Annotated in this window: 28 protein-coding genes and 1 tRNA gene; 13 read left to right on the plus strand and 16 right to left on the minus strand. The window is 63.7% G+C overall.

Annotated features, from left to right (window positions below):
• Positions 1-32: 32 nt before the first annotated feature.
• From QQ977_RS00670 to dph2, 3 genes are all read right to left on the minus strand, one after another.
• Positions 33-878 (minus strand): MBL fold metallo-hydrolase, encoded by an 846-nt coding sequence (locus QQ977_RS00670; RefSeq protein WP_285926924.1) that lies wholly within the window; start codon positions 876-878, stop codon positions 33-35.
• A 50-nt stretch (positions 879-928) separates the two neighbouring features.
• A complete protein-coding gene (locus QQ977_RS00675; RefSeq protein ID WP_430540838.1) occupies positions 929-1,996 on the minus strand; it encodes an NAD(P)/FAD-dependent oxidoreductase in 1,068 nt (355 codons plus the stop codon).
• Positions 1,997-2,061: 65 nt separating this feature from the next.
• Positions 2,062-3,111 (minus strand): diphthamide biosynthesis enzyme Dph2, encoded by a 1,050-nt coding sequence (dph2, locus tag QQ977_RS00680; protein ID WP_285926925.1) that lies wholly within the window; start codon positions 3,109-3,111, stop codon positions 2,062-2,064.
• Between the two features lie 213 nt (positions 3,112-3,324).
• On the opposite strand from dph2, the gene QQ977_RS00685 reads away from it, so the two are divergent.
• Positions 3,325-4,248 carry a DUF7139 domain-containing protein gene (locus tag QQ977_RS00685; RefSeq protein WP_285926927.1) on the plus strand — a complete coding sequence of 308 codons (924 nt, stop codon included), beginning with the start codon at positions 3,325-3,327 and terminating at the stop codon, positions 4,246-4,248.
• A gap of 115 nt (positions 4,249-4,363) precedes the next feature.
• A complete protein-coding gene (locus tag QQ977_RS00690; protein WP_285926928.1) occupies positions 4,364-5,389 on the plus strand; it encodes a hypothetical protein in 1,026 nt (341 codons plus the stop codon).
• A gap of 3 nt (positions 5,390-5,392) precedes the next feature.
• Here QQ977_RS00690 and QQ977_RS00695 read toward each other — a convergent pair whose 3' ends face one another.
• On the minus strand, positions 5,393-5,581 hold the full coding sequence (locus tag QQ977_RS00695; protein WP_285926930.1) for a zinc finger domain-containing protein: 189 nt from the start codon (positions 5,579-5,581) through the stop codon (positions 5,393-5,395).
• A 141-nt stretch (positions 5,582-5,722) separates the two neighbouring features.
• Between QQ977_RS00695 and QQ977_RS00700 the strand changes: the two genes are divergently transcribed.
• The 6 genes from QQ977_RS00700 to QQ977_RS00725 all read left to right on the plus strand — a co-directional run bounded on the left by QQ977_RS00700 (position 5,723) and on the right by QQ977_RS00725 (position 9,606).
• Positions 5,723-6,043 (plus strand): DUF5785 family protein, encoded by a 321-nt coding sequence (locus QQ977_RS00700; RefSeq protein ID WP_285926931.1) that lies wholly within the window; start codon positions 5,723-5,725, stop codon positions 6,041-6,043.
• Positions 6,044-6,238: 195 nt separating this feature from the next.
• Entirely contained in the window at positions 6,239-7,000 is a 762-nt protein-coding gene (locus QQ977_RS00705) for a GTP cyclohydrolase III (protein WP_285926932.1), read from the plus strand.
• Positions 7,001-7,097: 97 nt separating this feature from the next.
• Positions 7,098-7,673, plus strand: a complete 576-nt coding sequence (locus QQ977_RS00710; protein ID WP_285926934.1) for a CBS domain-containing protein — start codon at positions 7,098-7,100, stop codon at positions 7,671-7,673.
• 148 nt (positions 7,674-7,821) lie between these two features.
• A complete protein-coding gene (locus tag QQ977_RS00715; RefSeq protein WP_285926935.1) occupies positions 7,822-9,042 on the plus strand; it encodes a phosphoglycerate kinase in 1,221 nt (406 codons plus the stop codon).
• On the plus strand, positions 9,014-9,520 hold the full coding sequence (locus QQ977_RS00720; protein WP_285926936.1) for a GNAT family N-acetyltransferase: 507 nt from the start codon (positions 9,014-9,016) through the stop codon (positions 9,518-9,520). Before QQ977_RS00715 ends, QQ977_RS00720 begins: the two co-directional genes overlap by 29 nt.
• A gap of 12 nt (positions 9,521-9,532) precedes the next feature.
• Positions 9,533-9,606 (plus strand) — tRNA-Thr (locus QQ977_RS00725).
• Between the two features lie 44 nt (positions 9,607-9,650).
• Here QQ977_RS00725 and QQ977_RS00730 read toward each other — a convergent pair.
• Positions 9,651-10,262, minus strand: coding sequence for a hypothetical protein (locus tag QQ977_RS00730; protein WP_285926938.1), 612 nt, complete (start codon positions 10,260-10,262; stop codon positions 9,651-9,653).
• Between the two features lie 243 nt (positions 10,263-10,505).
• Here QQ977_RS00730 and QQ977_RS00735 point away from each other — a divergent pair, with 243 nt between their 5' ends.
• Complete coding sequence (locus QQ977_RS00735; protein WP_285926939.1) at positions 10,506-10,775, plus strand: HalOD1 output domain-containing protein; 270 nt, start codon at positions 10,506-10,508, stop codon at positions 10,773-10,775.
• A gap of 34 nt (positions 10,776-10,809) precedes the next feature.
• Here QQ977_RS00735 and QQ977_RS00740 read toward each other — a convergent pair whose 3' ends face one another.
• Positions 10,810-11,556 carry a ribonuclease H-like domain-containing protein gene (locus tag QQ977_RS00740; RefSeq protein ID WP_285926941.1) on the minus strand — a complete coding sequence of 249 codons (747 nt, stop codon included), beginning with the start codon at positions 11,554-11,556 and terminating at the stop codon, positions 10,810-10,812.
• 82 nt (positions 11,557-11,638) lie between these two features.
• Between QQ977_RS00740 and QQ977_RS00745 the strand changes: the two genes are divergently transcribed.
• Positions 11,639-12,304, plus strand: coding sequence for a DUF7547 family protein (locus QQ977_RS00745; protein WP_285926942.1), 666 nt, complete (start codon positions 11,639-11,641; stop codon positions 12,302-12,304).
• On the opposite strand, the gene QQ977_RS00750 is transcribed toward QQ977_RS00745, so the two are convergent.
• The 9 genes from QQ977_RS00750 to QQ977_RS00790 all read right to left on the minus strand — a co-directional run bounded on the left by QQ977_RS00750 (position 12,305) and on the right by QQ977_RS00790 (position 21,731).
• Positions 12,305-12,664: an OB-fold domain-containing protein gene (locus QQ977_RS00750; RefSeq protein ID WP_285926944.1), complete on the minus strand. Its 360-nt coding sequence runs from the start codon at positions 12,662-12,664 to the stop codon at positions 12,305-12,307.
• A complete protein-coding gene (locus QQ977_RS00755) occupies positions 12,661-13,818 on the minus strand; it encodes a thiolase C-terminal domain-containing protein (protein WP_285926945.1) in 1,158 nt (385 codons plus the stop codon). Before QQ977_RS00755 ends, QQ977_RS00750 begins: the two co-directional genes overlap by 4 nt.
• A gap of 84 nt (positions 13,819-13,902) precedes the next feature.
• On the minus strand, positions 13,903-15,204 hold the full coding sequence (gene hflX, locus QQ977_RS00760) for a GTPase HflX (RefSeq protein WP_285926947.1): 1,302 nt from the start codon (positions 15,202-15,204) through the stop codon (positions 13,903-13,905).
• Positions 15,205-15,553: 349 nt separating this feature from the next.
• Positions 15,554-16,279: a ribosome assembly factor SBDS gene (locus tag QQ977_RS00765; protein ID WP_285926948.1), complete on the minus strand. Its 726-nt coding sequence runs from the start codon at positions 16,277-16,279 to the stop codon at positions 15,554-15,556.
• A 55-nt stretch (positions 16,280-16,334) separates the two neighbouring features.
• Entirely contained in the window at positions 16,335-17,087 is a 753-nt protein-coding gene (gene psmA / locus QQ977_RS00770; protein WP_285926949.1) for an archaeal proteasome endopeptidase complex subunit alpha, read from the minus strand.
• Between the two features lie 4 nt (positions 17,088-17,091).
• The gene (locus tag QQ977_RS00775) at positions 17,092-17,571 is read right to left on the minus strand and encodes an Rpp14/Pop5 family protein (RefSeq protein ID WP_285926951.1); all 480 of its coding nucleotides are present in this window, start codon (positions 17,569-17,571) and stop codon (positions 17,092-17,094) included.
• 78 nt (positions 17,572-17,649) lie between these two features.
• On the minus strand, positions 17,650-18,360 hold the full coding sequence (locus QQ977_RS00780) for an RNase P subunit p30 family protein (protein ID WP_285926952.1): 711 nt from the start codon (positions 18,358-18,360) through the stop codon (positions 17,650-17,652).
• Positions 18,361-18,423: 63 nt separating this feature from the next.
• On the minus strand, positions 18,424-19,242 hold the full coding sequence (gene tbsP / locus QQ977_RS00785) for a transcriptional regulator TbsP (protein WP_285926953.1): 819 nt from the start codon (positions 19,240-19,242) through the stop codon (positions 18,424-18,426).
• A gap of 434 nt (positions 19,243-19,676) precedes the next feature.
• A complete protein-coding gene (locus QQ977_RS00790; RefSeq protein ID WP_285926955.1) occupies positions 19,677-21,731 on the minus strand; it encodes a hypothetical protein in 2,055 nt (684 codons plus the stop codon).
• 220 nt (positions 21,732-21,951) lie between these two features.
• On the opposite strand from QQ977_RS00790, the gene glyA reads away from it, so the two are divergent.
• The 3 genes from glyA (at position 21,952) to QQ977_RS00805 (ending at position 25,316) form a co-directional block, all read left to right on the plus strand.
• Positions 21,952-23,196, plus strand: coding sequence for a serine hydroxymethyltransferase (glyA, locus tag QQ977_RS00795; protein WP_285926957.1), 1,245 nt, complete (start codon positions 21,952-21,954; stop codon positions 23,194-23,196).
• Positions 23,197-23,398: 202 nt separating this feature from the next.
• On the plus strand, positions 23,399-24,310 hold the full coding sequence (locus tag QQ977_RS00800; protein ID WP_285926959.1) for a DUF7260 family protein: 912 nt from the start codon (positions 23,399-23,401) through the stop codon (positions 24,308-24,310).
• A 112-nt stretch (positions 24,311-24,422) separates the two neighbouring features.
• On the plus strand, positions 24,423-25,316 hold the full coding sequence (locus QQ977_RS00805; RefSeq protein ID WP_285926960.1) for a bifunctional methylenetetrahydrofolate dehydrogenase/methenyltetrahydrofolate cyclohydrolase: 894 nt from the start codon (positions 24,423-24,425) through the stop codon (positions 25,314-25,316).
• Here QQ977_RS00805 and QQ977_RS00810 read toward each other — a convergent pair.
• Positions 25,308-26,039 (minus strand): DUF7117 family protein, encoded by a 732-nt coding sequence (locus tag QQ977_RS00810; protein ID WP_285926962.1) that lies wholly within the window; start codon positions 26,037-26,039, stop codon positions 25,308-25,310. The genes QQ977_RS00805 and QQ977_RS00810 overlap by 9 nt on opposite strands.
• Between the last annotated feature and the right edge of the window lie 63 nt (positions 26,040-26,102).

The following is a 26,102-nucleotide window of genomic DNA, read 5'->3' on the forward strand; positions in this document are numbered from 1 at the left end:
GATACGTCTCCGGTTCGCTGTGAACGCTCCGTCTATCGGCTACCGGCAGCGAGGTCGACCCGATCGCCGATCTCGACGAGTTCGAGCCGGCGGGGATACGGAAAGCTCGCTGCGTGATGGTGAAGCGTCGTCGGATCCGCGGTCAGGCCGCGCCACATGTCCCAGTGACTCGGCAGGAGTCGGTCGACCTCGAGTGACGCGGCGGCTTCGACGATCTGATTCTCGTCGTTGTACCACCGCGTTCGCTTCGGTTCGCGGGTCTCTTTGTCCGGGATCATGCCGACGGTGCCGAACGCAAGGATGCCGAGGTCGATGTCGTACTCCTTGCCGATCCGGTCGAACTCCTCGGATGGCTTCGTATCGCCGCCGTGGAACACGGTCCCTGCATCGTGTTCGAGGACGTAACTCACGGGATGGGTCGCGTCGGGATCGTAGGCGTCCTCGACGTGAACGGTGAACTCGCCGATCTCGAGGCGGTCGCCCTCGGTGACCGTCTCGAACTGATCGTCCTCGAGGTCCCACTCGTCGGTCCAGCCTTCCTCGCGGGTAACGGCGACGCTGTCGTCGGGGCCGTAAAACGTCGTCCCGGTGCCCTCGAGAATTGGGGCCTGGCTCTCCCCGTGGACGTGGTCGGTGTGTTCGTGGGTCGCGAGGAGGGCGTCGGCGTCGGCGACGTCTTCGGGGTCGAACGGGACGGGGATCATCCGGACGGTCCGGGGTGGATCGCCGAGCCCGAGGTAGGGATCGATAAAGATCGTCGTCCCGTCGCTGCCTTTCAGGACGAAGCCGTTACAGCCGAGATACCAGACGGCGACACCGTCGGGATCGGCGTCTTCGATCGCTCGCGGGAGCCAGTCGTCCCAGTCGCTCGTGATCATACGCGGGCGTGTGCGCGGCTGGTGGGTAAGTGTTGCCGTTCGTCGGTGGATCAGTCGTCGGCGACGGCCTCGCCGGTTCCTTCGGAGGCAGCGGTAGCGTTGTCTTCGAGGTAGGCGTCGGCGTCTAAGGCGGCTTTGACGCCCATCCCGGCTGCGGTCGCGGCCTGCTGGTAGTGGTAGTCGACGACGTCACCGGCACCGAAGATACCGGGCACGTCGGTCGCAGTCTGACCGCCGCCGTCGCCACCTTTCGTCACGAGATAGCCCTCCTCGTCGGTCTCGACGTCGGTGTCCGCGAGGTACTCCGTGTTCGGCGTGTGGCCGATCGCGAGGAAGACGGCTCCGACGTCGAACTCGAACTGTTCGGTCTCGGGCTCGTCGAGTTTCTCCGAGGGATAGCCCTCTTCGTTCCGGGCGAGGGTGACGTGGTCGACGCCGTCTTCGGGCGAGCCGTGAATCTCGAGCAGTTCGGTGTTTTTCATGATCTCGATCTCGCCCTCGTCGACTTTGGCCTGAACGCGGTCGATCCAGTACTCCTCGGCGCGGAAGTTCTCGCGGCGGTGGGCGACGTAGACGGTGTCGGCGAACTTGGTGAGGAAGTGAGCTTCCTCCATGGCGGCGTCGCCGCCGCCGACGACGAGCATGTCCTCGTCGCGGAAGAACGCGCCGTCACAGGTGGCACACGTCGAGACGCCGTAGCCCATCAGTTCGTCCTCGCCGGGGACGTCAAGGGTGCGGGCGCTTGCCCCCGAAGCGGCGATGATCGCGTCGGCGGTGTAGACGTCTCCGGTTGCCATCTCGACGCGAAACGGCCGCGAGGAAGCGTCGACGCTCTCGATGACGCCGTTTTCGACGTCGGCTCCGAACGTCCTCGCTTGCTCTTTCATGTTGTTTACGAGCTCCGGACCGCTGATTCCTTCGGGAAACCCAGGGTAGTTCTCGACGTCGGTCGTCAGCGTGAGCTGGCCACCTGGCTCGTCGCCCTCTAAGACTAGCGGTTCGTGGTTCGACCGTGCCGCGTAGATCGCTGCGCTCAGGCCGGCGATACCCGAGCCAGCGACGATGAGATTCCGATGTTCGACCACAGCCGCCGATTGATCGGCTGGTTCGTCCGACATACTCGTGTCTACCCGACTGAGACGTATAATCGAACTGGTTTCGAACGTGACCGAGTACCAGGGAGCTACCAGGTGCCGTGGAAGGTATCAAACGAGAGGTTCTCGAGCGGTTCGTTCCCGACGGCGATCTCGTACTCGCCAGGAGTCAGCATGGGTTTGTGAAACTGTGGCCCGTCGTCGGTCGTGATCCGTGGACAGCCGGTGTTGACGAACGCGTCCATGTCGAAGTTTCGCAGGCGATCGGGCGTGACCTCGTCCATCGTGATGAGGTAGGCGTCGTCGTTGTCCGCTAAGATCTCCTGGGCTTGCTCCCAGCGACCCTGCCCGATCTTGGTACAGTAGATGACGCCCCACGTCTGGGCATCCATCGCCTTGTGGACGGCGGCGTAGCGCTGTTTCAGGAACGTCTCCGTGTCGGCGACGGTGACGACGTTGTTGACGGGGTCGGCGATGACGACGTGTTTCTCGGGGTGTTCCATCGCCAGCCCGAGCGGGTGGAACTTACCGCCGCCGACGTACAGCACCTGATCTGCCGGCACGTCTGCGCTCGCGTAGTTACAGCCGAGCACCTGGCCCTCGTGGGTGAGTCGTTCGTCGCCACGGCGGCTATGCACCTCGTAGCCCTGCTCCTCGAGGAACGCCCGCATCTCCTCGTAGCGGTTCATGTGCTGGGCCGTGGTGACGAGGCCGACGTCGGGCGTCTCGTCGGGACTCTCGAGCGTCTCGAGGGCGTTTTCCATGATCGGGAGCACCTCGACGTTCGAGAACAGCGGGACGTAGATCACCTTCTCCGTGTTCTTCATCGGCGAGTGGCCGAAGTGAACGAAGACGTCGGTGCGTTTCATCAGGTACGTGTCGAGGTCGCAGGCTCCGTAACACGGCTGGCCGGAGAGCATGAACGTCACGCCGTCGCCGGTCCGTTCGCGCAGGTCATCTGCGACCTGTGGGCCGCGACGTTTGAGACCCTCGGGGAACTGCAGCCCGACTTTCGTCGCGTCGCGTGCGTCGATCGCGTCGACGATGCGCTCGAGCTCGTAGTCCCACTCGCGGTCGTGTTTCAGGGCCATCCCGGTGTTTCGGAGGTCACCGTCGCTGTACTCCGGCTCCTGGCTCATTGTCAGTCGTTACGGCCACGGACGTAAAACGGCGACGCTTCGTGGCTTGCGCTACAGTCGACGTGCGCGGCCGGTTTCACGTCGCGTGACGCGATGTGATCTCGCCTGTCGATGTCCCGACTTCCCGTATCGACCGCCGTCGTCAAGAGTGACTGTTCGGTGACTGGTATTCTAGCCCAAAAGTCATGGTACTGGAGGGTAAAGGAGCGATCGATGGAAGCGGAAGGGGCCACCGATGGATACCTGTTCGATCTCTACCGACGATACGTCGGCGAGCCGGAAGATCGAACCGACGTCTACGTCGGTTTCGGACTGTTCCTTGGCGGGATCGCCTTCGCGGTCGTGGCGTTTCTGCTCTTTCTTCTGAGTACGACCCTCGAGCGACCCAGCGACGTCTACTGGACCGTCGCCCAGATCGCCTACGCGGTCGGGATGATCTCGCTTCCGGTCGCAATGGTCGGAATCGTCGTCCTCCTGCCGTCGGAGCGACGCGTCCTCGTGACGTCGGTGGCCGGCGTCGCCGTGGCGACACTGGCGGTCGGTGGATTCGTCTGGTCGTACCCGAGCGACTGGAACTTCCACGGTGACAACTACACCGCACACGTCGTCGCCGCCTACGCGATCGGGCTCGCCGGCATCGTCGCCTCGACGGGGGCTGCGCTCATCGCACACTACCTCGACCTCGCGAAAACGACCGACGCGACCACGGCGTCGACGCCCGAAGAGCCCGAACACTACTCCGACGAGGAGATCCAACGCGACATCGACGAGGCGATGGACGGCGTCGAACTCTCCTGGGGCGGGGTCGAGAAAAGCGAGAACACGCAACTGAGCTTTACGGACCACGACTTCGACAGCGTCGACCTCGAGGGCGGGACGAAGACAGTTCGGTCAAGCGGCGTCGACGATCAGGTGTCCGGGCTCAAGGGTCTGAAAGGTGGCGAGAAAGAGACGGCGACCTCGAGTTCGACCGTCGACGACCAGACGGCGAAACTGACTGAACTGCGTGAGAAACAGCGAACCGACGAAGCGCCGAAACCGACGGGAGACGACGGGTTGCTCGCGAGAGTGAAACGGCTTTTCGCGGGGATCAAACGCCGTCTCGGTGACGACGAGGACGCAACCGGCCGCCCTTAGTTTCTGCCAGCTACCGCTTAATCTACGTCCGATCGGAGAGACACATTGTTACGAATACTGTTTTGATGTATCAAATTCACATAGATTTATGAGCCGTCGGCCGCCTTGGCCAAGCATGGCCAAGGGCCTAGACGTTGGGACGATGAACATCCTGTCGGCACAACAGGATGGAACCGATACGGTATTCGTACAGCAGCGTAACTCGTTCGTGGAGATCGAGTACTCGGATATGGCCGAGCAGATGCTCTCGCGGAGCGAAGTGCTTCACATCCGCAAAGACGACAAGGTCTATGTCGTCGGCGACGACGCCTTGAACTTCGCGAACATCTTCAACAAGGAGACCCGTCGTCCGATGAAACACGGCATCCTCTCGTCGGACGAAAAGAGCGCGATTCCGATGATGAAGCTCATCATCGAGCAGGTCGTCGGCGAACCCGCCTATCCGGACGAAAAGCTCTACTTCTCGACGCCGGCGGATCCGATCGACTCCGACCTCTCGACGCTGTATCACCAGAAGACGATCGAGTCGTTCCTAAACGACGTCGGCTACGACGCCGAACCGATCAACGAGGGGATGGCCGTCATCTACAGCGAACTCGCCGAGAACAACTTCACGGGTCTCGGGATCAGCTTCGGTGCCGGGATGACGAACGTCTGTCTGTCCTACTACGCGGTACCCGTCATGAAGTTCTCCGTCGCTCGAGGCGGCGACTGGGTCGACGAGCAGGCCGCCCAGGCGACGGGCACACCCGTCGACAAAGTGACCTCGATCAAAGAAGACGACTTCGAGCTCGACTTCCAGACCGACGTCGGCGGCGTCGAAGGTGCGCTGTCTATCTACTACGAGAACCTGCTCGATTACGTCGTCGGCCAGATCGTCACGGAGGTCGACGAGGAAGACGTCGAAGAGGGACTCGACGTTCCCGTCGTCGTCACCGGCGGCACCTCGAGTCCGGACGGGTTCGAAGCACTGTTTCGCGACCACCTGGAAGACGCCAACATTCCGTTCTCGATCAGCGGCGTCTCCCACGCCGACGAGCCGCTCTACAGCGTCGCTCGCGGTGGTCTCGTCGCGGCCCGGTCCGACGAGGACGTCGACAACGACGACGCCGAGACGGAAGCCGCAACCGCGACCGAGTAGCTGTTACTCGGTCGATCCGGCCGCCCCATCGTAAAACCGCTCGAGGGCATCCTGCCAGGACTCGAAATCGCGTCCCTCGCTGTCGTGTTCGACTGGGATGTCCGCGTACCCACAGCGGCCACAGGCGACGGTCGAGACCTCGCCGAGTGACAGCCGCTCGAGCGACGCGCCACACCGTGGACACTCCTCCATACGTTGGCGTGTGTCGGTGCGGTCTTAACTTTATCTTCGGCCCCGATCCGGGTCGGGGAACTCGAAAGCGCCAATTGCGTCTCGGGCACGGAGCCGGCCCAGAAGGTAACGCTTTTGCGGTGACCGGCCACACCACCGAGTATGGACTGGCCACACGATCCCGACGGCGAGGCGGGGAGCGAGGGCATGCGCAAGTACGGTATGGCGATCATCGCCAAGAAGGTCGACGAGGACGACGACTTCCCACTCGAACGCGACGAGTTCGTCGCCGAGTACGGTGACGATCCGATACGGATCAACTACGAGAAGGTCGTCGCACTCCGGGACATCTTCGAGTACGTCGAGGGGTCGGAGTTCGAGACGATCGTCGACATGCACAAGGCCGTCGGCGAGGCGATGCGCGCGGGCGAGTTCTGGGAGTACCACCCAAAAGGGAAGAACCCGGAGAAGAAATCGGCCTGATACGGATTGCTGTAACTATGTACCGGGGCAACCGCAAGACGAGGCGCGGTTGTCCCCGGTACGGACGTACAGCAGTCAGTATGAACGCGACGAGTTCACGACGGGTGAGCGGAGACGTTCCTCACTCCGAGCCGGCCCGTAACGAATCTGGATTACGTATCACTTATACGAGGCGGGTCGGAACGTGCAGGTACAGTGACGAACACGCAGGTCACGCTCTTACAGATCGACAACTACGGCCCCTGGACTGTGACTCCGGAACCGCGTCGCGAAGCCGATCTACAGACGTTGCAGTCGCGGCTGTACGCCGACGTCTCACAGTTCGTCGGGAATCGGGACGGCTACGTCTTCTTTACCCGGTTCGACAACATGATCGCCGTCACCAACGGTCTCGACGTCGACGATCACGCGCTGCTTCAGGAGTCGGTCGGAAACCGCTATCCCGTCACGCTTAGTCTCGCCGTTGCGACCGGCACGACGCCGGTTCGGGCGCTCGCCGACGCTACGGAACGACTGCAGGCGGCGGGTAGCGCACAGGATAAACACCGCCGCGAAATTCTCGAGGGACGCGTCATCGAGGCCGGCCACCGGACCGACGACGACGTCCAGATCGCACACTTCGACGTCGTCAACGCGACCGGCCAGTACACGGACGAGCTCAACGCCTTCGACAGCTTCATCGAGATCGAACAGGGCTATGCCGCGCTGATGAAACACATGCGCCACGCCCACGGCAGCCTCTCGTTTTTCGTCGGCGGCGACAACGTCATCGTCGTCTGTCCCGACCTCGAGCGAGCCGACTACGAGGACGCGATCGGCCACGTCCAGGCCGAAGCTGACGTCACGCTCCAGGTCGGCGTCGGACGTGGAGAGAGCGCCCACGCCGCCGGTATGTCGGCCAAACACGCCCTCGAGCGTTGTCGCGCCGAGGAGACTCGAGTCGCCTTCGACCGGTAGATTCCCGTCGAGACCGTCCCGACCTAGTGTCTTCGGCCGCCGTGTGAATAAGTGTGCCGGGGGTAGCTTTTAGACCGTCTGTGTGTACTGTTCACACATGGAATCGGAACTGTCGGTCAGGGATGTCCTGACGAAAGAGTACGTCGGCGTGAGCGAATCCGATACCGTACTCGATGCGATCCATCTTATGCGAACGGAGCGGACGGGCTGTGTGTTGGTTCTTCGTGGCTCCGACCCAGTCGGGATCCTGACCGAGTGGGACGCCCTCGGTCTCGTCGCGGACGAGGACGACCCGTCCGAAACGACTGCCGACGACGTCATGTCGACGCCGGTGCTGACGATCGGTGCGGATCGATCACTTACTGCTGCTGCGGACACGATGACACGAGAAAACGTCCGCAACCTCGCCGTCGAGGAAGACGACGACCTCCTCGGCGTCGTTACACAGCGTGACGTAATCGCCGCGGTCGGTTCGTTCGGGGCAGCGACGCCGTCGCGAACCGACGAGCCGTCACTGTCAACACCAGCACGTTCTAGCACCCAGGAGGAGCCGCTCCCGAACGGCGGCGACGAGTACACGACACAGAGCGTCTGTGAAGCCTGTGGCTCGCTCGCCGAGTCCCTGTGGGAGTCGAACGGACAGTTACTCTGTTCGGACTGTCGTACCGTGTGACGTTCCTTTCGCCCTGCAAGAGGAGGGTTTCCGAACGGTGGAATAGCGCAGCACTGCGTGAGGGTTTCACACGACTCGTGTCGACTGATACCACGACGGAACTCTTCGATGGAAAGACCTTTCGGTCGTGGCGATGGAGGAGCCGGTAATGATCGCAACCCTCGACGACCTCGACGTCTCCGGGACGACCGTCGGGGTCCGGGTCGACGTCAACAGCCCGATCGCCGACGACGGGACGCTTGCCGACGACGCCCGGTTGCGTGCACACGTCGACACGCTCTCGGAACTGCTCGAGCGCGGGGGACGGGTCGCCGTACTCGCTCACCAGGGTCGTCCCGGCGGCGACGACTTCTGTGGGCTCGAGCCCCACGCGAACCGCCTGGGCGAACTGCTCGGTCGCCCGGTCGAGTACGTCGACGCGACGTTCAGCGCCGCCGCGAGGGAGGCCGTCTCGGAACTCGATGACGGCGACTGCGTCGTCCTCGAGAACACTCGGTTCTACAGCGAGGAGTACATGGAGTTCGAGCCGGAACGGGCCGCCGAGACCCACCTCGTCGAGCGACTCGCACCCGTCCTCGACGTCTACGTCAACGACGCCTTCGCTGCGGCCCACCGATCACAGCCGTCGCTCGTCGGCCTCCCGACCGTTCTACCGAGCTACGCCGGCCGCGTGATAGAGCGAGAACTCGAGGTGCTCGGCAATATCGAGGAGACGCCCGAACCCCGCGTCTACGTCCTCGGCGGCGCGAAGGTGCCGGACTCGGTCGATGTCGCCTGGAGCGTCCTCGAGAAGGGGCTGGCCGATCGCGTACTCACCACCGGCGTCGTCGGCAACGTCTTCCTCATCGCCGATGGCGTCGACCTCGGCGATACGAGTTCCGATTTCATCTACGATCAGGGCTACTGGGACGAGATCGACCGCGCCGCCGATCTCCTCGACGCCTACGGTGACAGAATCGCGTTGCCGCGAGACGTCGCCGTCGAGCGAGACGGAACCCGCCACGAACTCGGCGTCAACGCCTTGCCGCCAAGAGACGGCGAGGCAGCCATGGACATCGGCGAATCGACGCTCGCGTACTACGGACGTCTCATCGAGGACGCCGGCACCGTCATTCTCAACGGCCCCGCAGGCGTCTTCGAGGACGACAACTTCGAGACGGGGACACGTCGGCTGTTCGATACGGCGACCGACGCCAAGACGAGCATCGTCGGCGGCGGCGATACGGCTTCTGCGTTGCGCCACCTCGGCGTCGATGGCTTTACCCACGTCAGCACCGGTGGCGGCGCGGCCCTGCGGATGCTCACCGCCGAATCGCTGCCCGCCGTCACCGCACTCGAAAATGCCCCCGAACGCACAGCCCAGGATTGAACCGGCGGCCGAGACCGACCTCGAGGCCGTCACAGACCTGTGGGTACGACTCGCACGCGAACAGCGCGATCACGACTCACACGTCCGTCCGGCCGAGAACCGAGCGACGATCCGCGAGACGCTTTCTGCACACCGGGTCGGCGACGGACTACTCGTCGCACGGCTGGACGGCGAGGTCGTTGGCTTCGCCTCGTTTACCGTCGAACACGGCACGTTCGAACTCGACGTCACCCGGGGGCTGCTCTCGAACCTGTACGTGACCCCGTCCCGACGCGGAGAGGGGATCGGTACGGCGTTGCTCGAGGCCGTCGAGGACGCTCTCGCCGAGCGCGGCGTCGACGTCGTCACGCTCGAGGCGATGGCCGACAACGAGGCCGCACGGCGTTTTTACCGTCGTAACGGCTACGACGCTCATCGGGTCGCGATGGAACGGAACCTCGAGACGAAAAACGATACACCTTCAAAGGACGAGCGATAAGTCACGGACCGCGCCAGGGGAGCATGGGCGGTTCATGCACTCGACTTGTAATCGAGACTTCCGGGGTTCAAATCCCCGCCCTGGCTTTTCTTTTCGTCCGGCCTCTCACCCCTCCCCCTTCAGGTCACCCTCACTCGCTCGAGTACCACCGCTCGTTCGTCGTAAGCCCGTAGAACCCGGCCGAGTCGGCCAGCTTCCATGACGTCGCGGCGAGAACCACGCCGACGACGAGCAGACCGAGTCCGGCGGGGGGATCACCAACGACGAGTCCGAGGACGACGCCGGCGAGCGCCATCACGACGCCGACTACCAGTCCGAGAACACCGGCTCCGGTGGCAACGAATGCGAGCGGTCCGGACGGACCGTCGGACGTCTCGAGGTCGGTTCGCTCGAGGTCGTTTTCGTCGGCGATCGTCTCGACGACCGCGTCCGCACCGCGGACGCCGGTGATCGTGTAGGTGTCCCCGGAGGCGTACTCGAACTCGAGGGTCTCGAAGAGCAGTCCGGTCCGTCTGATCTCGCGGATGCCGCCGAGCTCGAGGACGAATCCGTCCCAGTCGTCCTCCCCGGGGAGTGTACGACCCGGCTTCGCCCCGGCGATGACCCGTTCCGAAGTCACGACGACGGCCCCGTTATGTCCGAGTACGTTCCCGACGCGGGCGCTCGCGTGTGCGAGAACGTGTTCGTTCGGACGCGACCGTGGCGGTGATTTGAGCAGGCTGTCGATCGACGACGCTCCCATGCCCGGATCTTTCGACCACGATGGCAAAAGCGCGACTACTCGTGGTCGCCGTTCCCACCGCCGGGTCGTTCGATCGTCTCCGGCACGGATCTATCGTCGACGGCGAGAGTGAGAGAGTTATACACCTTTTGGCCTCCAAATAATACGCTCGTGTACAACCGTGTACGATACCGTACTAAAAATTTCATCAATATTCGCCCTCGGCCACAGGGTTTATACTGGTTGGAGTGAAGCCAGTGACCAATGCTACTGTCAGTCGAGCAGTCGGACGAGGACCGACCTCTTAGCTTCGCGGTCATCGATGCGATCGCCGAACGCGAAGGCGTCGATGCGACCGAGATCGAACCGCCCGAGTACGAAGCACTGTACGAGGTTCTCAATCCGGAAGCGCTCGATGCGCTCTTTGCCCCGCGAGAGGACGGAACACCCCGGAGTAACGGTCAGGTGAAGTTCACGTACTGTGGGTACGACGTCGTCGTCGACAGCGATGGGGACGTAACCGTCCGCGAGTAACCGTTACCTCGTTTCCGTCATCGAACCCTCACGCTCACTCTACGACGGATCCGAAGACGTCCGCGTGGAGTCGACTAGTCACGTGGTCCATCAGCGTCTCGAGGTTTCGCGTGTCCGCCCGGTTGTACGAGACGAGCGTCTCGAGGGCGTCGTCGTCGCCGCGTTCGTACTCCCGCCAGAGCCGAACCGCGTCGCGACCCGAGAGATCGGGTCGGTCGCGGCCGATACCGACCTCGCGTTCGATTCGTTTCAGTCCGCCGGAGAGGCCGAGTGTCCGACAGGGATACATGAGATCGACGTGTGGGACCGAAACGTCGACGTCGTAGCAGGTCTCGAGGAAGGGGACGTCGAACTGCGCTCCGTTGAACGTGACCAGAAGCGACGCGGCCTCAAGTTCCGTCTGGAGCCTCTCGGCAGTGAGGTCGTCACCGCGGACGTACGTCGTCGTCTCGCCGCCCCGGTGGACGCTGACAGTCGTCACGTCGTGACAGCTCGCGTCGAGACCGGTCGTCTCGATATCCAGGAAACAGGCTTCGTCGTGGGCGTTCTCGTACAGTCGCCAGCGACTCGAGGCAGGCATCGACTCGGCGAAGTAACCGAGATCGCCCGCTTCGAGTCGCGTCCAGGCGTCGTCGATGAACGATTCGATCCGGTCTGCAAGCGTCGGCCCGACGACGCGGCCGTCGAACTCCTCCCAGTGTGTGACCCCGTGTTCCCAGAGTTTCCGTTCGGTCGCCTCACCGACACCCCGGACCGGGATGAAACTGTTCTCGATTCGCACGTTCGAGTGCGGGCACCGGGAACGCAAAAACGCTTGGGTCGGCCACGACCGACTTTTGAGGCCGTAACACGTAGAGCGAGCTATGGACCGAGACGACGAACTCGCCGAGGCCATCGACGAGCTCACGGCGACGCTTCGCACGCTTCGGGAGGAACTCGAGCCGCGTCGGCGTTCGCGGCTCCGGCCGCCGACGCCCGACGAACTGCTTCGGTTTTCCGACGAGGTCGCCCTGCCGGCGCTCGTCGCGATCCTCGAGGCGAACCTGCGAGCGCTCGAGGCGTTCCAGCGCGGACTTCAGCTCTTCCGTCGCGAACGCGAGATTCGAGACGGCGCCGATCGAGCCGTCGAGTCGACGCGCACGCAGGCGACCGAGCTCCGACGGACGACGCTCGACCAGCTCGACGGCGCACTCACCGAACTCCAGCGTGCAGCAGGCGACGGAACGCTCCCTCGCGATCGACGGGCACGCGAGCTGATCGAACAGGCTCGAGACCTGCGCGAGGAGGTCGACCGACGGCTCCGTGAGGCCGGCGCGGACGTCGAGACCGCCGAACCGACGGGTAAGCGAATCGAGATAGACGACGGGATCGACGACGAGACCACCGACGACCCCGGGGCTGACGTCGACGTCGACGCCGAACTCGAGACGCTACGGGATCGGTACGCCGACGAAAGCGACGATGAGCACGACGCTCCGGGTGGTGGCGGGGACGACGAAAACGGAGACAACGGCGATGACGACAGCTGATCAGACCGGCTCGAATCGGTAGCCGCCCCACTCCTGGCTCTCCGGTTCCCGAATGCCGGCACCGGGTTCTCGAAGCTCTTCGTCGTAGACCGGCCGAACCTCGTCGCCGGTCTCGACCTCGCCGGTCGTCAGCTGTCCGATCGCTCGGACCGACTCGCCCTCGACGTCGAACTCGACGATCGCGATGTGGTTCGGTTCCCGGACGCCGGGTGGTGTCGCCGTGCTGGTCGTCCAGGTGACGATCTCGGCGGTGTACTCGCTCAGGTCGATCGTCTCGACCGGCTCGGCACCGTTCGGCCCGACCGGATGGCCGGGAAAGCTAATCGATCCGTCCTCGTAGCGGGTCGCTTCCATCGTCATTGTGCAGCCTCCATGATCGTGGTGATGACGCAGTTGCCAAAGCCGCCGACGTTACAGGTCAGACCGACGTCGGCCTCGACCTGTCGCGGGCCAGCCTCGCCGACGAGCTGTTCGTAGATCTCGACGGCCTGTGCGACGCCGCTTGCGCCGAGTGGATGGCCCTTCGATTTGAGCCCGCCGGAGGTGTTGATCGGCAGCTCGCCGGTGTCACGCTCCGTATAGCCCTCCTCGACAAGCTGCCAGGCCTCGCCGTGCTCGGCAAATCCGAGCCCCTCCATCTGAAGGAACTCGAGGATCGTGAACATGTCGTGCAGTTCCGCGACATCGACGTCCGCCGGTCCGTAGCCGCTCATCTCGTAGGCGCCGTCGCCGCTCTCGACGACGCCACCCATTACTGTGGGGTCCTCGCGTTCGTGGACGACGTGGGTGTCCGTGGCTCCGTCGATCCCCGAGATGACGACGTACTCGTCGGTGTACTCTTTGGCCACCGACTCCGGACAGAGCATAAGCGCCGCCGAGCCGTCCGTGATCGGGCAGAAGTCATACAGCCGTAGCGGGTCGGCGACGACCGGCGACGCCATCGCCGTCTCGAGGTCGATCTCTTTCTGGAACTGGGCCTTCGGGTTGTCGACACCGTTTTTGTGGTTCTTGACCGCGACCCTCGCGAGGCTCTCCCGGGGCGCGTCGAAGCACTCTAAGTAGTGTCGAGCGGTCAGTCCCGCGAACGAGGGCAGGGTCAGTCCGTGTTTGTACTCGACCGGATGGGTCAGCGACGCGATGACGTCGGTCGCCTCGGCGGTCGTGCGGTGTGTCATCTTCTCGCCGCCGACGAGCAGCGTCATTTCGCTCGCCCCGCTCGCAACCGACTGCCAGGCGGCGTAGATGCCCGCGCCTCCGCTCGAGCTCGTCTGGTCGATGCGCTGGGTGTATGCAGGCATTGCGTCGAGGTCGTGCACCAACGCGTTGACGACGCCGGATTGACCCTCGAACTCCCCACTCGCCATATTCGAGACGTACAGGTGTTCGATTTCGCCGGTGTCAACGCCAGCGTCCTCGAGACACGCCACCCCAGCCTCCACGAGCAACTCGCGGATCCACTCGTCGCGCTGTCCGAACTGGGTCATCGACGCCCCGATTATCGCGACACGTTCCATAGGCTCACTGACTCCAGTCAGCGATTTATAGTTACGGAACTGGTCGTATTGTGTGATAGATTACCAATGTGAACAAAACGCGATCTACGCCGACTCGGCAGTCGCCGTCTCGAGTTCGCTCGCTCGCGACCTGGCGCGAGAGACGACGGCCGGCCGCGCCTCGAAGGAGACGTGGACGTCGTCGTCGCCGTACGTGACGTCTTCGACGTTGGCGTTGTCGTGGATCCACGAGACCAGACTCATCGTTTCGTCGGTCATCGGTAACACCAGTCGCTCGCGTTCCCAGTCGGGCAGTTCGCGGTCGATGCGATCGCGCAAGGCGTCGACGTTCGTTCCGTCCGCCGCGCTGACGGCAACGGGGTTCGGTGCGAGTGCCGAGAGTGCGTTTCGTTTTTCGGCGAGTTCCTCCTCGCTCACCTCATCGATCTTGTTCAACACGGTGACGATGGGGGCTTCGTTGCGCTCGTAGAGGGTGTCGTGGCTGGTGACGAGCTTCTCGTGGATGTCCTCGACCGGCTCGCTGACGTCGACGACGAGCAAGACGAGATCGGCGCGATAGACCGAATCGAGCGTCGACTTGAACGACTCGACGAGCCAGTGTGGCAGGTTGCTGATAAACCCGACCGTGTCGGTGAGCAAGATCTCGCGCGGTCCGACCTCGGCTCGGCGGGTCGTCGTCCCGAGCGTCGTAAACAGCCGGTCTTCCGACTCCGCGGTCGCGTCGAGATCCGGATGAAGCTGTTCGTTCTCGTCGATCTCGAGGTCTTCCGCGAGCCGGCGAAGCAGCGTCGACTTCCCGGCGTTCGTGTAGCCGGCGAGCGCGACGAGGTCGAACCCGGAGGCACGCCGGCGCTCGCGGCGGTGTTCTTCGGTCTGTTCGATGCGCTCGAGTTCGTCTTTGATCCGACTGATCTGGTCTTTGATGTCCTGCTCGCGGCTCTCGTCGTACTCGCCCAGGCCCATGAAGCCGGGGTGTTCGTCTCGCTTTGCGAGGCTCGTCTTGGCCTCGGCGCGAGGGAGTTCGTAACGCAGCTCTGCGAGCTCGACCTGTAGCTGTGCCTTGCGGGTCTGGGCGCGCTGGCCGAAGATCTCGAGGATCAGCGTGAACCGGTCGATGACCTCGACGCCCTCCGGGAGGAGTTGACCGAGGTTGTACGTCTGGTAGGGTCCGAGCCGATTGTCGAAGATGACCGTCGTGACGTCGGCTAGCTCGACTTTCTGGGCGAGTTCGTTTGCCTTCCCCTCACCGAGTTGCAACGCCGGATCGGCTTTCCGGGTCTGGGTCACCTCGCCGACGATGTCGTAGCCTGCGGCCGCAGCGAGGTCGCAGATCTCTTCCGTATCGGGCGTACCTGAGTCGACTCGTTTCGCGATTATCGCTCTCATGCAGGTGAATGTGGTGGATGTCGGTCGTCGATCACACGCGAGTCGAACCGCTCTCCGCTCGCGTGACTTTGCGAGTGGGATCGAACCAGGGCGGGCGACGACCGACGCCGAACCATCTTAGCGACGCCGGTCGACCACCTCCGTTGGAACGTGACCACTCATACGTTGGGATACGAGCCGAGTCGCCTTGAATCCCGTGGCGGAGCGAAAAGACCTACCGTCGGTCCCGGATTCGTCGAACACGCCGAGACGGCGTCGTCTTGCAAGGCGGCGTTCGATCGGTGGCGAAGTGGGTCGGCGACGACGTCGCCGAGGGGTGGCCCGTATAACCGCAGCGGAATCGACCGTCCTACTGCGTTCGCAGTTCGTCTTTGTCTTTGATGATCCGCGTTTCGGCCTCGCCGCTTGTAATCTCGTTAACCAGGTCGTAGAAGTCGTTTTGCATGCCGGCTGGGAACGTGAGGACGCCGACCCACGAGCCGTCGGGTTGCCACTCCTCGCGTTCTAACTCGCCGTACTGGCGAATCTTCGCCTGGGCGCTGCCGGCGTAGTCGGCCGGGACCTGAACCGCGACGGTCACCTCCTCGAACCGGATCGGGATGATCGGCCGCAACGCGTCCAGGGCGTCGTCGACCTGTTGCTCGACGGGTTCCATCGGCTCGACCGTAAACCCCGCCTCCTCGAGTGCACTCTCGATGCGCTCGGGCGGGTGAGGTGCGTCGTCCATCTGGGGGTTGATCGCGTTTCGCGCGATCGTGTCGATCAGCTGTTTGCGTTTCTGTTCTTGCATCTCGCGGCGCTGTTCGGCCGTGATCTGGATCTCCCCGCGTGTGATGACCTCGGGAATGATCTCCAGTGGATCCGTCGTGTCGAAGACTTTCTCGAGGTCGTTCTCGGCGGGGCGGTCCCCTCGCGAGGCGTCCTCGAAGACGTCCTCAGCGGCGATGACGTCCTCGAGCTCGCCCTCGAACTCGTCGCGTTTGATCGCGAGTGCCGCATCCGGATCTACGAGCACCTCGAAGCGTGCCCCGTGTGACTCGAGACGCGCCGTCACCGCCTCGTCGAGTGATATCATACCAGCGAGTAGTCCTGCCCGAGTAAAAGAGCTTTTCCCGCCGTCGGCTGGACGGTTACTCGTCTTCTTCTTCTTCTTCGGCCAGCAGTTCGTTCTCGACGAGGTACTCCTCGATTCGGTCACGATCGAACTGCTCGAAGGATTCGGTCTCCGCATCGACCGTCGCCAGGCCCACTTCTTCGGGCAATAGCGACTCCTCGTTGACCGATGCGAGGGCATCGAGAGCGAGAGCGATTCCGCCGTCTAAGTCCGCTCCTTCCTCGTAGTTGTCCTCGAGGTAGTTCTGGAGTTCGCCGCGGTCGGCACCGACGGCGAGCGCCTTCCACTCGTAGGGCGTCCCCGACGGATCAGTCTCGAACAGACGCGGCTCGCCGTTCTCGATGCCGCCGACGATCAGCGCGACGCCGAACGGCCGCGCCCCGCCAACCTGGGTGTACTGCTGGATGTGGTCGGTGACGTTTTTCGTCAGCGTCTCGACGCCGATCGGCTCGCCGTAGCGAAGCTGGTTGACCTGTGCCTGTCGTCGCGCGAAGTCGATCAGCTGGCGAGCGTCGGCGACGTGGCCCGCGCTCGCGATGCCGATGTGATCGTCCGCCTTGTGAATCTTCTCGACGCTCGAGTCCTCGAGCAGCGGCGATGGGACGCGTTTGTCGACTGCGAGGACGACTCCACCGGCGGTTCGAATCCCGATACTGGCAGTCCCGCGTTTGACCGCCTCGCGGGCGTACTCCACCTGGTAGAGTCGACCGTCAGGTGAGAAGATCGTGATGCCGCGGTCGTACGCCTGCTGTTGGGCTTGTCCCTGCATAGTATCACGTTAAATCGAGGTCTGTCGCGCCCGCGAACGTATCATCGAGTCGCACATCTGCGGATCCAGCGCGCACGACTGCGACTCGGTCCTCGTTCCCGAACACGACGTTTCTCTCCTCTGGGACTTGCCCGCCCCGTCCTAAATACTTTTCTTCAGCGGCACGGATCGTGCCACTGATACCGCGGACGACGAGTCCAACGGGATCGCCGTCTACCTCGTCGACGCAGGCGATCGCTGCCCGTGCAGCCTCGGTCTCCCCGCGGCGGACCCGTACGAGCGCCTCGCCGACGCCGTCTGCAAACGCGAAGTCGACGACGCGAAGATCCGCGTCGGCGCTTCCCGGATCGCCCAGCAGGTTCTGGCCAGCGTACCAGAGTTCCCGCTGGAACGATCGCCGATCGAGGTCGGCGTCCGGCCACGCCTCGATCCCGACCGCGAGATAGCGCCACCGCGGCCGGAGGTGTTTCGGCAAGTGTTTCATCCGTCGGTCGTGACCGCGTATCTCGAGCTGTCGGACTCGGTGTCAGTATCTGTCTCGTCGAAGCAGACTGTCCCTCTCTTACCGTTTCTTTTCATGTCGACCACGTTCGACCCCGGGCTCAATGAACGACTCGGAGTGGACGTGACGATTGCGTTCGGCGAGCCGTCCCCACTCGGTCAATCCCCGCTCGACCCACTCACTCGAGAAACCGATCTGCTCGCCGAGTGCACGAAGCTCCCGTGGGGCGCGAAGTTCGAGGTGAGAACGCGGTCTGGCGCTGACGACGTACGGCGCGTCGTAGTAGTCGACGATCTCGGCGAGCTTGCGAAGCGACTGCAGGGCGCGTACGCGTCGACCACCGCTTTCACGCAGAACGGACGAGAGATCGAACTCGATCCGAACGCCGTTCGCTACCGCAGATTTTGCCAGCACGTGGTTGAAATCGCCCTCGCCGGCCATCGGTCGTGCGAGCACGTCGACCTTGTCGTTTTCGACGGCAAACCGATTCACCGCCGCCGTGTCGCCCCGGACGGCGACGATCGTCCGCGAGCTCCGGACGTTGCCGACCGACCCGCCTGCCGTCCGGGGATCGGTGGCGCAAATCTCGACGCCGTCGACGACGTCGACGTCGTAGGTATCACGGACATCCTCGCCGGTCGGGCCGTCGCCGTCGGTCGCGTCCGCGCCGTTCCGGACGACCACGCCATCGAACCCGTACTCGGCCGCCGTCTTCGCGAGTCTCGCGACCGTACTCTCTCCGTCAGGGTGGGCGTGGACGCCCTCGTACATACGCGACCGGTGGTGGTGTCGAAACTTGGTGGTTGCGACTCGAACTCGTCTTGCTGACGTCGATCAGTTCAGAATCGATTGCGCGACGGTTGCGAGCTGGCTGTTGTCGGCGTCGCGAAGCCGTTCGTCGCCGATCTTCAGGCGGAGTCGCGGCCGACCGACGTCGATCGGGACCTTCTCGGTATCGAGCAGCCCCATGTCCTCGAGTTTGGTCTTGGTCCGAGAGAACGTCGCCTTGCTGGCGATCCCGACGTCTTCACCCCACTTGCTGATATCGTACAGCAACGCTTCGTTTTTCGCGGCGACGAGCAGCGAGATGGTGACTTCGTCGAGGCCCTCGCCGTCGCCGCGAGCGGTCTCGAGCGAACTCAGGATTGCGGTGAAGTCGTCCTCGGCCTCGCCGCTGATCTCCGTTGCGAGCGTTTCCTGGACCCGAGAGATCGGCGGTGTCCGGAGATTGAACGACGCCGCGTCCTCCCAGCGATGTTCGTAGGTATCGTAGGCGGCGTCGACGAACCCCTCGTCGTCCGTGGCGAGACCGCCGACGCGGTCGCCGGCGTGGACGACGGCGACGACGTTCGACTCGGTAACCAGAAGCGAGTTTTCGGGCGCTTCCTCGAGCGTCCGAAGCGAGAGCGTGCCGTCGGCGATGAGATCGGCGGCGTTGCTGGCGACGATGAAATCGGCCATGACGTCTTTGATCGTACGCTCGTCTGCGAGCATGTGTACCGTCGGAAGCTCGCCGTCGAACTCGGTCGCGACGCTGACGAACTCCTCGATAGCGTCCCACGACGGATTCACCATGTACACGTCACCAGCCGCCTCCTCGAGTACTGACTCGAGTATATCGTCAATCTGGTGATTTAGTAAATTCGAGTCCATCTATCTACAGAAGTAAACGATATACGTATACTTAATTTTGTTGGCCGGCACCGTTCCGGAACTTCGAATCGGGATCGATCAGACGTGATTTAATCGACTGTGTCACAATATAACAATACCGATCGTCACAATCGAAGTAGTGTTCCACTTGAATACTTCTCCTATCGCAATATTTTCTCTTCAACCCGTACTAATTACTGCTCGTATAGATATGGAAATAGTTATCAGTTCGAACTTTCAACACTATCCCGAATGAGAACTAATCACGGCCGATCCGTGAACTACCGGATGAGGCTGCACCGTCTCGCTCTCAGATCGAGCGAATCGGCGACCAGCGCGAAGGGTGTAAGCTCCTACAGCGGTCCGTAGCGGCGGATACTCGAGAGCGGTCAGACGTCCCGAAGTACCGGCCGAGAAGTGAAACCAGCGTGCCACTAGAGGCGATGACACAGCACCGTCGACCAGTATAGCTCGCCGTCGTAGACGACCGGAAGCTTCGTCTCCTCGAGAAACGCCACGAGCTGGTCGCGATCGAGGGTGAATCGGGAGGGAGTCCCACAGAGATATGCGTCACGGTTCGGTTCGATATGCGGGAAGTAGTACTCGCCTGTGGTGCGAGTCGAATAACACTCGAGCGTGAGCTCGAACCGGTCGTCCGCGAGCCGGGTTACGCGACCGGTCGTGGGGAGACGGGTGTCGCCCTGTATGAGCGAGTGGGTGCCGTCGCCGACGACGGTGTAGTCCTTTCCCATCAGGATGCGTCTGCGCGCCAGCCCGAGTGCGCGTTCGATGCTAAAGCCGTGAACCAGGAGCTTGGCGAACGTCGAGCCGACCGTCAGAGCGTGATCGTCGAGCACCGGTGCGACCGTCACCGCACCGGCGACGCTTCCCTTCTCGACGAGGCGTAGGCCCTCGTAAAACGACCCGCAGGCGTTGAGGAAGAACGTCTGGGCGGTACACTCCGCGAGACTGCTCGTCGACAGGTAGCCGTCCGGACAGCGCAGTCCGTCGGCCTCGCAGTGACCGACGTAGTGAACGAAGTCGTACTCGGATTCGAATACGCGCGCGAGCGCGGCCGTATCGAGCGACTCCTCGACGGTCAGTTCGATCGATCGTTCGCAGGCCCGTTTTCGGCAGGTCGAGACGACGTCTCTGTGTTCCGGGGCCATCTCCGGCTCGTTCAACACCGCACAGATCGACGTCGCGTCGGTCGTCCGCTCAAGGTACGCAAAGCGGTTGTGATACGACGTCACCGACGCCTTGAAGACGTCGATCGGAACGCCGTCTGCGAGCCAGCCGTGTACCCGTCCCGTCTTGAGGTCGGGATCGACGACGTCGACGGACGGAACGCGTCCGGTACCGGTCTGTCGTCCCCGGTAATGAGCCTCGATAGATCGATCGACCAGGTCTCGCCCGTCGAGCCTGGACGTCCGCGGCGTGAACACGAGGCTCAGTCGGTCGAGCAGAAACGGCAACGCCTCGACGGTCGCAGGTTCGGGCGCGACGTACGTCGAGAGATGCCACTCCGGAAGGTGAGACGCGATCGATTCGAGCGGCGTCTCGAGGTAGGCGTCGAGACGCTCCGCCGGCGACGCCGTGTAGAGAGCATCGGCGTCGAGGTCGTGACTCTCGAGCAACGCCACTTCCGCAAGGCGCGTACCGTACGGCCCCGCGTTGCGAACGAGGCAGTCGAGTCCGAAGACGACCCGGAGCAACCGCTCGATGTCTCCCTCGAGCGACGGCATCGACGACAGCCGGCACTCGAGTCCTACAGCAGGGGCCCGAAGCGTCGGAGTGGTTCCTGGGTCGGTTCGGACCGACGCCCCGAGATAGTACGCAAGCGGTGCGATGACGAACAGCGGTTCATACGCGGGTGGGACGATCAGCTCGATTCCCGTCTCGGCAGTCTCTGTCCGGATCCGATCGGGAACGTCGAGAGCGTCGCCGGGTTCAAACAGCGGTGGATGCCCTCGAAGTGTCGGATAGCTCCGATCCGGACCGTCGGTCTTGTGTGCCGCCCCGCTGTGTGTGATCGCCGTCGCTAGAGCTGCGGGATCGGGCGGGACGACGATTGCCCCGGTAGGTGACCGCTGGCGGCTACGAAAACCGATCGTCGTTCGTCGCCGCTCGGGAAACGAGACGACGACGCTGTCGAAGCCGTCGGTCTTCCGGACGGTCGCCGCGCCGGTGAACCGGAGGTACGTCTTGATCCCGGTGTCGACGTCGACGACGTACTCGTCGGACGGCAGCGACAGCGGCTCCCCGCCCGGATCTAGCTCGTACTGCCGGTCGCGCGCGAACGAGCTGGCGTAGACGACAGTGTGTGGAAACCGAAGCTCGCTTGTGGTCACCGTGACGGCGTCGTCGACCGGCCGTCCGACGTCCGAGTCGGTGTCGTCGACGACGAGCTCGTCACCCCGAACGTGTAGCTCCGCGTTGTCGGCGTCGACGACACGAAGCTGATCACCCCGTAGCTCCCACTCGATCATGTGATTACCGGGAGATACCACTGTATGTTAATTCTACTGGTAATTGTCTAAAACATACCGCACAGCGTTCCGTACTGACGAGACGGACTATCGGCTCGCCGAGTTCGTCGTGGCGTCTCTAGTCGGACGACTGAATCGCGTGTCGACGCTCTGTGGCCTCGATCGTCCTGGTTTGTCGTGGAAAGGTACACTTATACTTCGCCCTGACCCCACGTCGAACATGGAACACGAGCACGTCCGGGAGGTCGACCCGGCAGTCGCCGATGCACTAGAGGGCGAGGTAGACCGACAGCGCGAGACGCTCCAGATGATCGCAAGCGAGAACCACGTCAGCCGTGCCGTTCTCGATGCACAGGGCAGCGCCCTGACGAACAAGTACGCCGAGGGGTATCCCGGCGAACGCTACTACGGCGGCTGCGAATACGCCGACGACGTCGAACAGCTCGCGATCGACCGCGCGACAGAGCTGTTCGGTGCCGAACACGTCAACGTCCAGCCTCACTCGGGGACGCAGGCGAACCAGGCGGTCTACTTCGCTATGCTCGAGCCCGGCGATAAGATCCTCTCGCTCGATCTGAACCACGGCGGCCATCTCAGCCACGGTCATCCGGCGAACTTCACGGGTCAGCTCTACGAGGTCGAACAGTACGAGGTCGACCCAGAGACGGGCTATCTCGACTACGACGGCCTCGCCGACCACGCCGCCGAGTTCGATCCCGACATCATCGTCTCGGGCTACTCCGCGTATCCACGTGAGATCGAGTGGGAGCGCATCCAGGCAGCCGCCGACGACGTCGATGCCTTACACCTCGCGGACATCGCCCACATCACCGGCCTCGTCGCTGCGGACGTCCACCCCTCGCCCGTCGGCGTCGCCGACTTCGTCACTGGCAGCACGCACAAGACGATTCGTGCCGGCCGCGGTGGCATCGTCATGACGAGCGAGGAGTACGCCGACGACGTCGACGCGGCGGTGTTCCCCGGCGGACAGGGCGGCCCGCTCATGCACAACATCGCCGGCAAAGCGGTCGGCTTCAAGGAGGCCCTCGAGCCCGACTTTACCGAGTACGCCGAACAGACCGTCGAGAACGCGAAAGCCCTGGGTGAGACGCTTTCCGACCACGGCCTCTCGCTCGTCTCCGACGGCACCGACAACCACCTCGTGCTGGTCGACCTTCGGGAGTCCCACCCCGACACGAGCGGTGGCGACGCGGAAGTCGCGCTCGAGGAGGCCGGTATCGTTCTCAACGCCAACACGGTCCCCGGCGAGACGCGCAGTCCGTTCGACCCGAGTGGCATCCGCGCCGGCACGCCCGCACTGACGACCCGTGGCTTCGATGAGGACGCGATCCGGACGGTCGGAGACTGTATCGCACGCGTCATCGACGCGCCCGACGACGAGGACGTGAAATCGGACGTCGGCGAGACGGTGTCGGAGCTGTGCCAGGAGTTCCCGCTGTACTGACCGAACCGGACGTCACGCCGTTTCGCGTCCACTCACGGCGGCCGGTCGAGGCGTCGACGCCACCGGAACCTCTCGTTACGACCGCCCGACTCGAGACGGACCGTCGCTACGATCGACTTCCGAAATACGGGGAGAACGCACGTCGGCAGGCGTAACGGTTATTGACCAGCCAATCGATGGTAAGAATTGTCACACCATTCCGATGACGACGTACTACTCACGACGCTCGCCGCGGTTCGATTCCGACCTCGCATGCACCGGAATCGAGTGCTCGTTTACGAGCGCGGTCGACTATCTGTTGGTACTTCTGTGGATCGGCGCGATCGGGTTCGTGCTCGCGACGTTGCTTTACCTTCCTCGCGCGCGTTCGGTCTGTGAGGAAGAACGCGAACGGACCGAAGAGGAAGCCCGGGCCTTCGGACGGTTCGTCGGTCGAGTCGCCGAGATCGACGCTACGCCGACGCCGAACGGGCCGGCACAAGCGACAGCCGGTACTGTCGCCACGTCGTTCGCCCAACGCGGCGACGACCAGGGACTGCGCGAGATCCGACGCGCCTACCGGGAGACGGTCATGTCCGTCTCCCACTACGATCAGGAGTACGGCGAATCGCTCACCAAGAACGTAACCGAGGAGTTCGACCCTGAGGTCGCAACGGTCGTCACGAACGGCGATCGGGTAACGCCACAGCTGAAGGATGCGATCGTCGATCGGGCGATCGATGCACGGGACCGTCGCGAGGACTTTCTCGGCGTGTTATCGCGCGAAGCCAGCGCACTCGAGGACGCCCGTCGTTCGCTCGAGGACGTCGATTCGACGCTGGAACGGCTCGACGAACGTCCCTTGCCCGATCGCTCCTACGACGACCTCGAGGCGACCTGGCACCAGTTGTGCGACCTCGAGCGTCGTCTCGAGACGCTGCTTGCCGACCGCCAGGAGCGACTCCGCTCGAGCGGCGGAAGCGGTCTTCGCTTTGCCGACTCGATCGCGATGTACGCCTACCTGTATCAGCCGCTGTCGGTCGACTATCCGGTACTCGCCGACGGGACACGCCTGCTCGAGGACGTGACGACGGCGCAACGTCGCGTCGCCCGGTCGCTTTCGTGTCGGGCCTGAACCGGGTCCGGCGCACTCGAGTGACCACGTTCGTGCATACTGAGCCTGCTCCCGAGACGAATCTATACACGAATCCGCGGCGCTTAAGGGAGTCGCAGCCGCCCGTTCGACCATGACCGAGATCATCGACGGGAACGCAGTCGCCGGCGACATCCGTGACGAGCTCACGGACGCGATCGAGACGCTCGCCGACGCGGGCGCACGCCCGGGACTCGCCACGGTGCTCATGGGTGACGACCCCGCGAGCCAGACGTACGTGAACATGAAACAGCGCGATTGCGAGGAGGTCGGCATCGAGAGCCACCACGTCGACGTCGACGGCGACGCCGATCCCGAGGTGCTGTACGACGCCATCGAGGAGCTCAACGACGATCCCGCCATCCACGGCTACATCGTCCAGGCCCCCGTCCCGGACCACGTCGACTACCGCGAGGTCATCCGCCGGGTCGACCCGCTGAAAGACGTCGACGGCTTCCACCCCGAGAACGTCGGCCGGCTCGTCGCCGGCGAGGCCCGCTTCCGGCCCTGTACCCCACACGGCGTCCAGAAGCTGCTCGAGGCCGCAGACGTCGCAACCGAGGGCGCGGACGTGACGATCGTCGGCCGGTCGAACATCGTCGGCAAGCCGCTTGCCAACCTCCTCCTCCAGAAGGCCGACGACGGCAACGCCACGGTGACGGTCTGTCACTCCCGGACCGAGGACCTCGCGACGAAGACCCGCACCGCGGACGTCGTCGTCGCCGCCGCGGGCGTCCCCGAGTTCATCGACGGCTCGATGATCGGCGAGGACGCGGTCGTGATCGACGTCGGCGTCAACCGCGTCGACGCGGAGACGGAGAAGGGGTACGAACTCGTCGGCGACGTCGAGTTCGAGAGCGCGAAGGAGACCGCGAGCGCGATCACCCCCGTCCCCGGCGGCGTCGGTCCGATGACGCGGGCGATGTTGCTCTACAACACCGTCAAGGCCGCCAGCCTCCAGGAGGACGTCGCCGTCGAGCTACCCTGACGCGTTCTCGTACTCGAGGTCGTCCAGGCGCTCCCGTGCACGCTCGAGTGCATCCTCGTCGTCGCGTTCGAGCCCGGCTGTGAGTTCTCCGGTCGCCTCGACGAGCGTCTCGGCCGTTCGCGAGGAGACGTCGCCGTCGAGCATCCGGATCCGCTTTACGTGGTCGCCGAGCAACTCGAGCGTCGCCTGCGCGGTCGACTCGAGGTCGCGGTCGTCGGCCCAGGTGCGGACGTCGCGACGGAACTCGCGGGCGGCGTTTGCGTACGCGAGCCCACGGGCGGCTCGAAGCGTCTCCGGAACGTCCTCGATCGGCGGACGCTCGCCGCGGTCGGCGTCCCGAAGTAAGGCGAGAAAGTATAGCTCCTCGCGCTCGTCGAGGGTACGTGCTCTGGCGACGACGTCTGCGACGTGGAGAAGTTCGATCGCCGCGAGATAGTCGTCCTCGAGCGGTCGAAGCTTCCCACCCCGAACGAATCCTCGCCGACGGACGTACTCGCGAGCACTGTCGCGAGCCCGTTCGGCCAGCTCGGCGGTCTCGGTCTCGTCGACGTCAGTACGGATGGACGTGAGGTCGAACTCGACCTCGAGGTCGGTGTGTTCGGTTCGCTCGTCGAGCCCGACGCTTTGGAGGCTGCCACAGGCCGGACAGCCAACGCTACCGGTCTCGTAGTACGACCAGCGGGTCCCACACGACGTACACTCCCGTTCGCCGCGGATCTTCATGGTGGTACGTACTCGAGCACGCACAAAAGGTCAAGGAAGGTCCAGCGACTCATACGGTCTGTT

Source organism: Natrialbaceae archaeon AArc-T1-2, assembly GCF_030273315.1.
In the GTDB taxonomy this organism is placed as follows: Archaea; Halobacteriota; Halobacteria; order Halobacteriales; family Natrialbaceae; genus Tc-Br11-E2g1.